We start from the raw sequence: 15,097 nt of genomic DNA, 5'->3' as shown, positions 1-15,097 counted from the left end.
TGAGAAAAAGGAGAGTCTGAATGCAAGCAACAGTAAAACGGCGGCTGACGAAGGTCGCTTTAGCATTAGTAGTTGCCGGGTATTGCGCCGCGCCGGCGGTGGCGGCAAACGGTAATCTGAAATCGGGGCAGTGGCAGATTGTCTCTGAACAGACGGGCACCATTCAGGGTACGGTGCCGTGGATTACCCGTGCGGCGGATAAAACTGCGGATACCGACAAAGATCACGTAACGGTAACTATCGATCGCGGCGATCGCAAAATTGTGACCGAAGGCGATAAGCAGTTCCACGTTGGCGATAAGGTCACGGTCAACTGGGCGATTGGCGATACGGAAGGCGACCTGGATGTCGACAACGCCGCCACGAAACTGACGGTGCAGTGGATGAGATACAGCGACCAGAATGGTAGCAATCCCGAAGAGATTGGCACCAAAGGCAGCGATACCTATGAAATTCAGGCGGGTGACGCAGACCATTATATCGGTATCAAAATCACCCCAACCACCACCACCGGTGACCCTGCCGTGGCAACCGAACTGCTGTTGAAAGACCTGTCGACCGATGCGGGCGGTGGTGCGGATGGCGACGACATTCCGGAAGGTCCGGTGGTGGATGAAAACGTCCATGTTGTTATTCATGAGAAAGATTCGAATACCAACCTGTTGAAGAATTCAGGGACGACACTCAAAACGAATACCACCTATCAGGTATTGCTGTGGAGCGATAAGAACGGCAACGGCACCTATGATGCCGGTGAAAACGTTACCGACCAGTATGACTACCGCTGGAAATTCGTCGGCACCAGCGCAATTGCAGGTACTGGCACTGGCGGTATCGTCAACGAAAACTGGAACGATAAAGACCTTGTCATCCCGCTTACCAACGCCGAAGCGAAAGAGGCGTTCGAGGGAGCAGACGGCGGCGTTACCGTGGGTAGCGACGGTGTCCAGGGCTTTGCTTTGTCCATCGACTACAAACGCAAATAAGTTGTCCTCAACATACCACTCCCCGCGGGGAGTGGTATTTTCCGCGCACTTTGCTTAGCCGCGCGCTAAGCAAAGTGGGTTGAATTACGACAGAGAATGAAAACGGGTGGCTATCGCTCATGGACAGGAATCGGCAAGTGAATAAAGTTGTACATTTCTTACTGACATTACTGATCATGTTTGTAGCGTCGATCGCCCCTGCGCAGGCCTTACTGAAAGGCGGGACATGGCAAGAGTTGAACTCAGCCACTGCCGCAGTTAACGGCACCGTGCCCCGCGCCGACGGCGCGATTATTCCCGTGTATCAGGGAAGTATGCTGCTTGACCCGACCAAAACCTACGATGTTGCGTTTACCGCCATGCCGCGCGATTTTAGCGCGGATGCCACCTCAACCTCGATGCGTGCGGTCAATTCCACCGATACCGAAGGCGATCTCTTTAGCGATCCGCCGACCATTGCCTGGGAAAATCAACAGCCGCCGAGCGTGGGCCTGTTATGGGCCGATGCCGCCACGCCCGACACGCCGCTTTCGCCGCAGCCGACGCCTAACCAGACCTTTTGCGCCCAGAACCTGGCCGGACGGAAACTGGTTGTCTGGCCGCAGCCAGACGATGAAACGACCGTCCCCGCGCTGTGGCTCTATACTCACACCGGCGTGCCGAATAATGCGGCCATCCCGCTGCTCAGCCCGAAAGTGACTGTCAATATTGCCCAGGCAGTAGGCAATCCCGTGTCGGTCAGCGGCGATCATGTTGATGCCAGCTTTGAAGCCTCAAAAGTGAAAGTCGGAGAGAGCATCACCCTCACCGTCACGACCAGAGGGTGTGATGGCAAACTGGTGAAAAATGCGCCGTTTGTCATCCGCCGTGAGGATGCCAAAAACCGTCAGGGTGTGGTCAATAACACTAATCCAGTGCACGTTGGCGATACCGAGCTAACGACCGTGCAAACGGAGTATCGCGGCGTCACCGATGCCGAGGGTAAAGCCACTGTGGTGGTGACGCAGGATGAAGGCCCCGGCGTAAAAACGCATCTTATCGTCGCTTCGCAAAGTTATCCTACGCTGACGGACGGCGTGGACGTTATTTTCACCACCATCACCAGCCCCGACACCGCCCAGGCCAACATGTACGGCCACATGCTGGAGAGCGCCAGCGCCACGCTGAACGGCGCGACCTACACTTTCACTCGACCGAAGCTGGCGGTGGAGGCGGGTAACGCTGACGAAAGCGTCAACGATACTAACGAAACCTGGGCGCAGTTTACCTGGAGCGGCGCGGATAACCATTGCGACGTTCTGCCGGACGCCGAACAACTGGTGGCGCTAAGACATGCGCATAGTACGCTGGCAACGTACACCGGCTGGCCGGCGTCGGGCGATGCGGAATACTGGTCGTCGACCAAAGATCAGATGAGCAACTACCACGCTGCCGTGCATATGAACAGCGCGTCGGTCGTCAGGGCGCCCAACAGCGATACGCTGCTGGTTAGCTGTGTGGACAAGGCCCAGCCCGCGGCGCACCCGCAGATTACCCTCTCCCCGGAAGGGCCTTATAAGGCGCAGGTGGGGGAATCGATTGATCTGGTCATGACCGTGGTCGATAAAGACACGCAAAAACCGCTGCCTTACCGTTACATGGAGCTGTTTATCGATCCGGCGAAAAACCGCAAAGGGGAGCATCAGGACGCGTGGGATAACCAGCGGGTTACCGTCAGCTCCGAAGATATGCGCGCCTCGTCGCCGGAACACTATACCGGCGTGACCGACGTCAACGGTCAGGCGCACCTGACGCTACAGCACGACAGCGGCATGGGGGTTGAGACGCCCATCCGCATCGTGATGCCGGACGATGAAGGCGGCAGCGTCGAGCTGCCCTTTAGCGTCATTTTCACCGTAATCACCAGCCCGGACGTGGACGGCGCCAACATGTGGGGCCATATGCGCGGCGTGGTGGATGCCGGCAACCTGTATAAGCGCCCGCTGCTGGCGGTGGAAGCCAGCCATAAAGACGGCCAGTTCGACGAAAACAACGAAGAGTGGGCGACGTTTAACTCCGTGGCGTCGGCCACCGCGCAGTGCGGCGTCGGCCAGGTGCCGGATCAGTCATCGCTGGCGCATTTATACAGCGAGCACCCCAGCGGCAAGATGGAAAGCGAACACGGCTGGCCGACCGAAGACTACTTCATCGCTGCGGACAGCGACGCCTCGGGAACGGTACACGTCAACCTGGCAAACGGCGACAGCAACAAATTTACCAATCAGCCGAACTACCTGACCTGCTCGGCCAATGAAATGGTGGCGGTGCTTGAAGTTTACTTCAACGACGATCCGATGACCAAAAACAGCGATGCGGTCGCCAAAGTGGGTGAACAGATTAAGCTGAATATTCATTCGGCCAACGCCCTCAACGGCATGGCGATTGCGAATACCGACTTCACCATCACCATGGCGAACGGCAAGCGGCGCGACGGGCAGTCGACCGGCTTTACCGACCCCAGCAACGGCGAGATGCAGTTTGACGGTGTGGGCTACGTTGCCGGCCAGGTCTACCACGGGATCACCGACGCCAACGGCGATGCGACCATTATCCTCACCCAGAATAAAGGCGTGGGGCTGCTGACGCCGTTAAGCGTCGCGCCCGTCGATTCATTAATCAGCACGCCGGTTTCCCGCAGCGTCAAGTTTACCGTCGCCACCAGCCCGGATACGGCAAAAGCCAAAATGTGGGGCCACATGGCCGACACTATTACCGTCGGCGACTGGACCTTTGAACGGCCAAAACTGGCGGATGAAGTGAATAATCCGCTGCGTACGCAGGAAGAGGATAATGAAACCTGGACGCGCGTCGACCACACCGCTGCGGCGGGCAACCCGGATGCGGGCGGCTGCGCGGCGAACCGCCTGCCGCGTATCGACCAGCTTGAAGCGTTATACAGCGCCAACAGCGGCGGCGCGATCAAAAGTATTCAGGGCTGGCCAACCTTAATTAACTACTGGTCGTCCACCTACCAGAGCGCCACCACCTGGAAACTGATCGCGCTGGCGAGCGGCAGTGAATTTCCGGGCAGCAACACCTCGGTTTACACCAGTTGCCTGGCCAGCGATAACCCGGTGCCAGCCGCCATCACCATTGAACCGGTCGATCCGTCGCAGTGGTACGACGGCAGCGGCGTCCATGCGCTGAAAGTGAAAAAGGGCGATACCCTACAGTTGAAGGTGACGGTGAAGGACGCCAGCGGCAAACCGGTGCCGGAAGCGCCGTTTGTGCTCACCCGCGGCGACGGCTACGATCGCAAAGGGGAAAAGTACACCGCCCTGGACGGCGCCGATTTGCAAAATATCGTGACGCCCGTGGTGATCGACGGCGAATCGCTGGCCTGGACCACCACCAAAATGGGGTCGCAGACCGGCCTTGACGGCACCCGCATCATCAGCGTCACCCGCCCGGACACCCACGGCACCCGCACGGCCATTACCGCCACGCTGTATGAAAATGCCGCCGTGAGCGCCAGCATCGACACCATCTTTACCGTTGTCACCAGCCCGGATGTCAGCGTCGCCCGCATGTGGGGGCATATGACGCCGTCGCTGACGGCTGCGGATGGCGCGGTGTACAAGCGCCCGTCGCTCTACGATGAACTGGCCAGCAAGACCGGTGCTGCGGAGTACCCGGAAGACAACGAACGCTGGGTGGTGTTCTATGGGCCGAATACGACCAAAACCGTTAGCCCGGAAGCCTGCCCCAAGGGGTATTTTCCGTCCGTTGAGCAACTGGATTCGCTGTACAGCAAATACCCGAACGGAGCGATAAAAACCGCCCAGGGCTGGCCGATCATCCAATCTTACTGGAGCGGCACAAACGCCGGGACGCTCACCCCTGGAGTGCCATCCTATGACTATTACACGGTCGATCTGAATGATGATGCGCACCGGAAGGTCAACAATAATAGTGATAGCGACAGGCAATACCAGATTTGCGCCGCGACGCCGCAGCCCCTGGCCGGGCAGATTACGCTCACTTCTACGCTGGCGACGGATAGCGATATCCAGGCGGTGAAGGCAAAAAACAGCGACTCGATTCCGCTGGTGATCACCACCACCGATGCGGCGGGCAACCCGGTGCCTTATACGCCATTTTCGCTCATACGCGACGCCGGGACGGCGCGCAACACCAGCTATACCTTTACCGGCAGCACTAACATGATGCTGGCGCCGCCCACCGGTTCGGCGCAACAGTTCTACTATAATGGCTACACTATTTACGGTGCCACCGGCGCGGACGGCACGGCGGTTCTCACGCTGACGCAGGCCGCAGGGCCGGGGGTGAAAAACGTGATAACCGCAGCCCTGACCGACATGCCGACGGTAACCTCGGCGCTGCCGGTCGTGTTCACCACCGTGACCAGCCCGGACAGCCCGCAGGCCAATATGTATGGTCATATGCCGGAAACCTTCATCGCCAGCAACGACGCGGAGTTTAAGCGCCCGCTGCTGTATAGCGAGCTGGCGTCGACGTTAGGTGTGAAGAGCTATGCCGACACAAATGAAAACTGGCCTATAGTGAATAATTTTGATACCGGTAATTATGGCGCCTGTTCGATAAATCAGATGGCCACGCTGGCGGATCTCCAGGCGCTGTACCGCGATCACCCCAGCGGCAAGGTCACGACCGACATAGGCTTACCCGTCAAGAAGAAATGGTGGGCGGGCGACAGCCGGCTGCAAGGTCAAACCATTAACTGGCAGTATATCGATCTCAATACGGGCGTAGATGGCTCCATGTCGGGAACGCCGGGTAATTACTATTACCAGCTCTGCCTGACCAAACCGCGCCAGATGAATATCGCGCTCTCTACGGACGCCTGGAACGCGGACAAATCGGCGGCCGTGGCGAAAAAAGGCGAAACGATCCCCATGACGGTGAAGGTAACGAACGCTGCCGGGCAGCCGGTTAGCAACGCGACGGTGAAAATCACGCGCGGCGATGCGCTGACGCGTGCGGGGAGCGTGTACACCACCAACAACGCGGACGATATTACCTTAAGTAATATCCAGCCTTCCGGTACAGATCCGTACTTGCTGGGGACGGTGGATAAATATATGTATGCGCAAACGGACGCCCAGGGGCAAATGACGTTTAGCGTGTCGCAAAATAATACCATGGGTCTTAAAACGCCCATCCGCGCCACCGTCGCGGATGACATTTCAGCAACGGACAGTAAAGACGTGATATTTACCGTCCTTACCAGCCCGGACGCCGCCAGCGCCAACTACTGGGGGCATATGCCGGAAACCGTGGAAGGGCCGGACGGCCTTCGCTACCAGCGCCCGCATTTGCAGGCGGAAGCGCCGTCGGGCGTCAACTACATCACCGTGAACGGTGAAAAATGGGCGGCGCCGACCGGCGTACAGACGTATACGGCAGGCCAGTCTGCGTGCGACTTTGAGTATATGCCGCTGATGAATGACTTAAAGGCGCTACAGCAACTCTATCCTGACGGCGCGCTGGAGGATCAATTCGGCTGGCCGGTGAAAACCGGTAAACTCTGGTGGTCTGCCGATCTGAATAGCTCGAAAGCACACCAGGCGATAAACCTGAAAACCGGTCAGATATCGGCGCCAACCTCCACCAGCCTGCAGGCCTGCCTGGTCAATGCGCGTAATGTCCCTGCCTCCATTACGCTAACCTCGACGGCGATGGATGCGGAGAAAGGCGCGGCGGTGGCGAAAAAAGGCGAGGCTATTCCCTTGACGGTGACGGTGAAAAACCGCGCGGGCGTTCCTATAGCGAATGAACCGTTCACCCTGAAACGGGGCGATGCGAATGATCGCCTCGACATTAAATATACGTGGAATACTACAGCAGACGATTTGACGTTGCAGGAACTGACGCCGTCGCCGACAACGAAATCAATGACCTCTTCCGGCAATGTGTTTAGCGGCGTCACGGGGGCTGACGGGACGGCAACGTTTACGGTGAACCAGGACGGCAGTGTGGGGCTAAAAACCGAGCTGACGGCCAGCGCGACGGGGGACGTCACGCAATCAACCAACACCGTGCTGGGCGTGATCTTTACCGTGATTACCAGCCCGGACTCCAGTTACGCGGAGTTCTGGGGGCATATGCCGGATACGCTGACGGTTGATGGCGTGACGCTGCATCGACCCTTGTTAATGAAAGAAGCGCCTGCTGGCGCGACGGATAGCCGGAAAGAAAATAACGAAACCTGGGTTTCGGTTTATACGAAAGCCGATGGCACTATCTATGATATGAGCAAGAACTGTGGCGGGGTGGCCGGGTTCCCGGCAAAAGGCGTGCTGGAAAAAATGCGCGATGAGCAGATAGCAGTCGCTAACGGATGGCCGACAATCTCGTTGCCTTATGTTAGCAGTACGCCTGGGACGTATAATTATTGCCGGGTTTCGTTAGCGAAAGGGGGCACAACACATTGCCCGACCACCAACAACGATTTCACGATAGGCTATGCCGCCTGTCTTGTACAGCCGTGATCGGGATGGTTGGGTTTCGGTAAATTGTCGTTGGTACCGGTAGTGAAACGTTTCGCATTTTTACCGCCGATGGAATGAATAGTCAGAAAGGGATGTATTCCAGGTGCTGCATTGAAACTGAAAACGAATACCCGTCTTTTATCCGGGCTACAGGCATGTCTGTTTTGTGTTACCGCTTTTTTTGCCCAGGCGGCGCAAAGCAGCACCCCATGGCAGGAGCCTGACGTCTCAACTGCCGCCATTAACGGCACGCCGCCGCTGGCTGATGGCGTGACGATCCCGGTTTATCAGGGCAGCGTTCAGTTGCGATCTGATGCAGCGAATCCCGTCGATTATTCCGCGAAACCCAGCCAGTTCAGCACCAGTGATGTCGGCAGCGCGCTGACCTTAACCAATCCGCGCGATGCCGAAGGCGATATTTTCGCCGAGCCGCCGCTGGTCTGGCAGAGTGAACGGATACCCTCCGTCACGCTGGTATGGGCCGACGCCGCCACGCCGGAGACGCCGCTGTCTCCGCAACCGTCGGCAAACCTGACGTTCTGTGAGCAAAATATGGCAGGCCGCCATCTGGTAGTCTGGTCGCAACTGGATACCTCAACCGCTATGCCGCCGCTGTGGTTGCTTACCCGCACCGGCGTGCCTTATAACACGGCGGTCGAAGTGCTTGAACAAAAGTTTGCCGTGGATATCGCGCCCGCCGTGGGTGACCCGGTAACCCTTACCGCCGATCATCTGGATGAGTCGCTTAACGCCGCGAAGGTGAAAGCGGGCGAAAGCATCACGCTGACGGTGAATACCAAAGGTTGTAACGGTGAGCCAGCGGGCAATATCGCGTTTGTGATTACCCGCGGCGATGCGCAAAACCGCCAGGGCGTGGTGAACAATACCGCGCCGGTACGCGTCGGCAACACCGAACTCACCACCACTGCCACCGAATACCACGGCACGACCAACGCGGAAGGGGTGGCGACGGTGACCGTCACCCAGGCTAACGGGCCGGGCGTTAAAACCCCGCTGATGGCGCACCCGTCGAACGCGCCTGCGCTGAAAGCCAGCGCGGATGTGATTTTTACCACCCTCACCAGCCCGGACAGCAGCAGCGCCAACATGTACGGCCATATGGCGGACAGTTCCACCGCCACGGTGGACGGCGCAAGCTACACCTTTGACCGCCCCAAACTGGCGGCGGAAACCGACGGTGAAGACCGCACCGCCAGTATCAACAATGAAAACTGGGCGCAGTTCACCTGGGGCCATGCGGATAAACACTGCGATATTCTGCCGGATGCGCGCCAACTGGAAGGGTTAAAAATCGAGCGCGGCGATTTAGCCACCACTCTCGGCTGGCCGGTGGGGGTGACATCCGGTGACGAAGAGTACTGGTCCTCCTCACAGGGGGCGAGCGCAACTGACCACATCAGCATTGATATGCGCAGCCGCGCCCTTACGCAGATGCCGGACGCCACGCAATCGCTGGTGAGCTGTGTGGATAAAGCCTCGCCTGCGGTCACGCCGAAATTAGTGATTAGCACCGATAATTTTGATTCGACGGCCAACGCGGCGAAAGTGAAGGTGGGCGAAGAGATCAACATGAAGATCGCCGTCACCGACAGCGCCACCAATAAACCGCTGCCTTATCGCTACTTTAATGTCTACCTGGGCGACGAGCAAAATCGCCAGAATCAGAAGAACGCCGATCTTGATGCCGCGCATCAGTGGACGGATGAACCGGTAGTCATCACCAATCTGGACGGCGGCGACGGTCACTATCACGGCATCACCGATGCAAATGGCCAGTTTTCGCTGGCGCTGACCCAGGACAAGGGCGCTGGCGTATTAACCCCGGTGCGCGTGGTGCTGTTCGACGGCACGGAAGCGACGCAGAACGTGATTTTTACCGTCGTCACCAGCCCGGACGTGACGCAGGCGCGTATGTGGGGCCATATGCAGGGCGTGGTGGAAGCGGGCAATATCTACAAACGTCCGCTGCTGGCGGAAGAGGCCGCGCAGGATACCGGTTCCGAATTTGAGAATAACGAGTACTGGGCCACGTTTAACTCCGTGACGGCGGCGACAAACCAGTGCGGCGCAGGCCAGGTGCCGGGACAACTGCTGCTGGATACGCTGTATGAAGCCCATTCCGGCAATACGATGGAAACGACTTACGGCTGGCCGACACAGAAACATAGCTATATTGCGGCGGATACCGATGGTTCCACCACTGCGCACGTTAACCTGGCGACCGGCGCGGACAGCCTGTTCAGCGGCGCTGAACCGAACTATCTCTCCTGCTCCGGTAACGAGTTGGTGACCAGCCTGGACGTGTACTTTGATGGCAACGAGTCGTTACGTAATGCGGTAGCCAAAGTGGGCGAAAAAATTACGATGAACGTCCATTCCGTCAACGCGATGAACGGGTTAAGCGTGCCCAACGCCAGCTTTACCGTCACCATGTCGCACGGTAAAAATCGCGCCAACGCCACCACGGGCTTTACCGATCCCAGCGACGGAGCGCTGGTGATGGGCGGAGCGTCTTTCGGCTCTTCCCAGGCGTCGATGACGTACCAGGGCATGACCGATGCCGAGGGTAACGCCACGCTGGTCATTGAACAGCCGCAGGGCGTCGGCTTGCTGACGCCGCTGACCGTACTGCCGGTTAACTCGCTGATCACCACGCCCGTTAACCGCAGCGTGAAGTTTACCGTTCCCACCAGCCCCGATACGCCGGAGGCGCAAATGTGGGGCCATATGTCCGACGCCATCACGGTGGGCGATATGACCTTTGAGCGGCCGAAACTGGCAACAGAGGTTGCCGCTACCCGCACCCAAACCGAGGCTAACGAGAGCTGGGCGCGCGTTACCCATGCCGATGCGGTAGGCAATACGGCGGCGGGCGGCTGCGCCGCTAACCGATTGCCGCGCGCCGATCAACTGGAGGCGCTTTACGCCGCTAACCGCGACGGGGCTATCAACAGCACGCACGGCTGGCCGGTACTGATTAATTACTGGACCTCCACCTGGCAAAGCGCCACCACGTGGAAACTGATAGCGCTTTCTAACGGTAGCGAATTTCCGGGCGGCGCTGGCGCATCCGATTACGTCAGTTGCCTTGCCAGCGATAACCCGACGGCAGCCTCCATCACCATTGAGCCGGTGAATACGTCATTGTGGTATGACGAGAACAGCGAACACGCGGTGAAGGTGAAAAAGGGCGATACGCTCCAGCTCAAAGTGACGGTAAAAGACGCCAGCGGCAATCCGTTGCCGCAAGCGCCGTTCGTGCTCAGCCGCGGCGACGGCTACACCCGTCAGGGGGAAAAACATATCGCCGGCAGCGGCGACGGCATCGTCTCGGCGGTAGTGATTGACGGCGATTCGCTCAACGACACCGCCACCAAAATCGGCGGCATGACCGGTGAAAACGGCAGCAAAATCATCAACGTCACCCGCCCGGATGCCCACGGGACGAAAGTCGCGATTGCGGCGGCGCTGTACGATAACGCCAGCGCGACGGCCAGCATCGACACTATTTTTACCGTGGTCACCAGCCCTAATAGCGACAAAGCCAAAATGTGGGGCCATATGCCGGAAACGACCACGGCGGCCAACGGCGTGGTGTTTAAGCGCCCGCTATTATCGGCTGAAATCGCCAGCGGCTTTACCCACGGCGACAATACGGAAAACAACGAAACCTGGGGAACCGTGGATTTTGAGGCGGCGAACGACGCCTGTGGCGCGGGATACGTACCGACACTTGCCGATCTGCAATCGCTGTACGACGCCAGGCCCGGCGGCGCCATGAATACGCAGCAGGGCTGGCCGCTGGACGGTAAAAACTACCAGGACAACACCGCCGATTTGAGCAGGAGTACGGAAAACCGCTACGTTAAGTCGATTAATCTGCGCGATGGCGGCGTCGGTTCGCTATTGTGGAATGAACAACTCTATTTTGTCTGCCTGCAAAACGCCCATCCGGCGGCGACGCAGATAACGCTCACTTCGCCTGTGTATAACGACAGCGACGGCTTTGCCAAAGCGAAAGTCGGCGAGACCATTCCGGTCATCATCACCACGCGGGACGCCCAGGGCAACCTGGCCGCCGACACGCCGGTTATCTTTACGCGCGGCGACAGCGTTGGGCGCGCGAATCAGGAAGTGAATAGCGCGTCGGCGGCGGAGATACAGATAAACCACAGCGACGGGCGTAGCAGCGGCGTTAAATATTACACCGCCACCGGCGCTGACGGCACGCTGACGCTGAATATCAGCCAGGACAGCGGCGCGGGCTTTAAAACGCCGCTGACGGCGGCGATAGAGCACAACGGCGTAACGAGCGCGCCGCTACCGGTCATTTTTACCGTCGTCACCAGCCCGGACACGCCGAAAGCCAACTACTGGGGCCATATGGCGGAAACGCTGACCGACAGCAGCGGCGTGGTGTACAAGCGCCCGTTGCTGGCCAGCGAGTTCAGCGTCACGCCCGGCAAATCGCTGACCATCGCCAACGGTTACTACGACAAAGGCGAAACCTGGGGCATGATAACCGTCGATAAAGCCTGGAACGGCGCCGGCGCCGGCGGCGGCTGCGGGCGCAATTATCTGCCCACCGTCAGCAACCTCCAGACGCTGTACAGTACCTGGCCTGATAACGCCATGCGCAGCCGTAACGGCTGGCCGATGACCAGTTCTGGCAACAATAACGTCAGCCGCTACTGGTGGGCGGGGGATTACGTGATGTCGTCAGACGGCGCGCAGTCGCTCTACGCGGCGGTCAACCTGTTTAACGACGGCAATGATGTCAAAACGACGACCAGCACCACGACGTACTATATGCAGACCTGCCTTACCTCGCCACGCAGCGCCGCCGCCAGCCTGACGCTGACGCTGGCAGGCCAGGATGCAGCCACCGGGATCGCAAAAGCGAAAAAGGGCGAGCAGATGGCCGCCACCGTCACGGTGAAAGACGCCGCAGGTCAGCCGATGAAAAACGTGATGGTGAAAATCAGCCGGGGATCTTCGTACAACCGCGTCAACAGCGCCACATCGTCCTCAAGCGCTGCAGACGATATTACGCTGCGTAATGTGATGCCGTCCGGCCCGGCGACATACCTGCTGGATACCTCCGCGAAATATCTGTATGCGCAAACCGATGCCCAGGGACAGGTGACATTTACCCTTGCGCAGGACAGTACCGCAGGTTTAAAGACCACCATCAGCGCCGCCACGATGGACGGCAGCAACCTGACAGACAGCAAAGACGCTATCTTTACCGTTATCACCAGCCCGGATAGCGACAAGGCCTCATACTGGGGCCATATGCCGGAAACCTTTACCAACAGTAAGGGCGTTGAGTTTACGCGGCCGCTGCTGCGCGCCGAGCTTTCTTCAACGACGGATACCACGTCCTTCCTGTCAAATAATGAGCTCTGGTACACCTGGAACCGCTATCCAAACCTGTATCAGGACTCCGCCAGCCCGTGCGATCGGTTGGGATTGCCGACGCTGGATGATTTAAAAACGTTGTATAACGACTATCCGAATGGTGGACTAACGGCCGCCTTTGGGTTGCCTGTAGACGCGGGGAAATACTGGGGAGCAGGGGATTCGAAAGTCAACGATACGCACTCGACGAATAATTTCCAGTATATCAGGCTAAATAACGGCGTTACGCAGGTCACAAATACGAATACCTCAACGGCGCAGCTCTGTCTGGCGAAGCGCAGGGTGTTGGCGATAGCGCTGACCTCCAGCGCCATGAATGCCGAAAAATCCGCCGCGCTGGCGAAAAAAGGGGATAAAATCCCGCTGACGGTGACCGTCACGGACGGCGCCGGCACGCCGCAGCCCAACGTGCCCATTCGGCTGGGGCGAGGAAACTATTCGCAAAACCGGGCTGGCGGTAGTGACAGCACCAACAACAGCGACATGCTGTTAACGCCGATTGCGCCGCCAGCGGATGCTAAAGTATTTGCCTACCACTATTCCGGGGAGCAGCTCTGGTACTGGTATGGCACTACGGATGAGAGCGGCAGGGTGCAGTTTGAGCTGACGCAGGATAATACCCCCGGCCTGAAAACAGCGCTGCAGGCGATGCTGTCCGACAATCCGCCGACCGTCAGCAATATGGATGTCATTTTTACCGTCATTACCAGCCCGGACAGCGATAAAGCCAAAATGTGGGGCCATATGCCGGAAACGGCGGCCAACAGCGCGGGGGTGAAATTCCACCGCCCGCTGCTGGCTGCGGAGATGACGTCGAATAGCGGCACCTACTATTACAATAACGAAACATGGCCTCTGGTGACTATCGCGAACACCCAGAAAGCGGGCGCGACCACCTGTGATGCGGCATATCAGCCGTTGTTTAATGACCTGCAAACGCTGTATAGCGACCATCCAGACAGCGCTCTCAATACGGCATTCGGCTGGCCGGTAGGGGCGGGTAAAAGCTGGCTGGCGGTGGACCAGGAGCCTGGAACCGGGTATTACCAGTATCTGCGGCTGGATACCGGCGCCAAAGGCCACACCAGTTCCACGAGCGTGTCTGGCGCGCAGGTGTGTCTGGTCGAGCCGCATACGTCTACTCCTGCCAGTATTACGCTGACCTCGACGGCGATGGACAGCGCGAAAAACGCGGCGGTAGTGGAGAAGGGAAGCGCGATGCCGTTAACGGTGACGGTAAAAGATAGCAGCGGTAACCCGGTCGCCAACGTCGGTTTTACGTTGTCACGTGGCGATTCGAAAAATCGGGCAGGTACGGTGGTAACGGATGGCGACGTGGCAGCGGATGCCGGAGCAGATGATCTCATGCTTAAAGAGCTGACTCCCGCAAGCGCCAGCCGAAGTATGACCACCACCGGGATTGTCTTTACCGGCACTACCGGCAGCGACGGTACGGCAACGTTTACGCTTAATCAGGATAAAAGTCTGGGGTTAAAAACGCCACTCACGGTGAAACTGACGGACAATACGGCTCTTCACGCCTCACTGGATGTGATTTTTATGGTACTTACCAGCCCGGATACGGATAAAGCGTTGTTCTGGGGAAATATGTCGGATACGACATCCGTCAACGGAAAAACGCTGCATCGTCCGTGGCTGCAGGCTGAGCTACCGTCAGGCGTGACGCCAGTATTTACCAACGGAGTTCATGCAAATAACGAGTACTGGGCGATGACGCATACGGTGGACAACACTAAATGGGATATTGCTAAACAGTGCGGTAGCCTGAGCAAAGCACCGGATAATAACGACCTGTTGACGCTGTATCATTCAATTAGCTCGTTAGGCTGGCCGACGCTGGGCTATCCCTATTTATCTAAATCAACCTCGGGCGGCGGCATGTATTGCGGCGTGGATGAGAATACTAAGCAGCAAAACTGCGCCATTCAGCCGGCAAGTACAGCAGGTTATGCGACGTGCGTGGAGTAACGTATTAAGCGTCTGGCACGAAAAATAATTTGTTTTTCACGTTCAATTGAGCTTCATGAAAAAGTGATCGGAGCATTCATTGAAAAGTATATGTTCTGCTAATTGGAGTCATCACCGTTTGCCGCTGGTGTGTAGATGCGCCGTTTCCCTTCTGTAACCCGGCATCTG

At 58.0% G+C, this 15,097-nt stretch carries 3 protein-coding genes and 1 pseudogene; all 4 read left to right on the top strand.

Features of this window, described 5'->3' with window-relative positions; genetic code table 11:
- Positions 1 to 20: 20 nt before the first annotated feature.
- Positions 21 to 986: a SinI family autotransporter-associated protein gene (locus NA197_RS16280; protein ID WP_001149069.1), complete on the top strand. Its 966-nt coding sequence runs from the start codon at positions 21 to 23 to the stop codon at positions 984 to 986.
- Positions 987 to 1,105: 119 nt separating this feature from the next.
- Positions 1,106 to 7,498 (top strand): adhesion domain-containing protein, encoded by a 6,393-nt coding sequence (locus tag NA197_RS16275; protein ID WP_079849418.1) that lies wholly within the window; start codon positions 1,106 to 1,108, stop codon positions 7,496 to 7,498.
- A gap of 111 nt (positions 7,499 to 7,609) precedes the next feature.
- On the top strand, positions 7,610 to 14,929 hold the full coding sequence (gene ratB / locus NA197_RS16270) for a DUF823/DUF824 repeat adhesin RatB (RefSeq protein WP_064043293.1): 7,320 nt from the start codon (positions 7,610 to 7,612) through the stop codon (positions 14,927 to 14,929).
- A pseudogene (locus tag NA197_RS16265) lies at positions 14,930 to 15,031 on the top strand (IS1 family transposase); the annotation flags it as partial.
- Between the last annotated feature and the right edge of the window lie 66 nt (positions 15,032 to 15,097).

It is taken from the genome of Salmonella sp. NW884 (assembly GCF_051700745.1).
Classification (GTDB): domain Bacteria; phylum Pseudomonadota; class Gammaproteobacteria; order Enterobacterales; family Enterobacteriaceae; genus Salmonella; species Salmonella enterica.
This window is presented reverse-complemented; position numbering and strand designations above follow the sequence as displayed.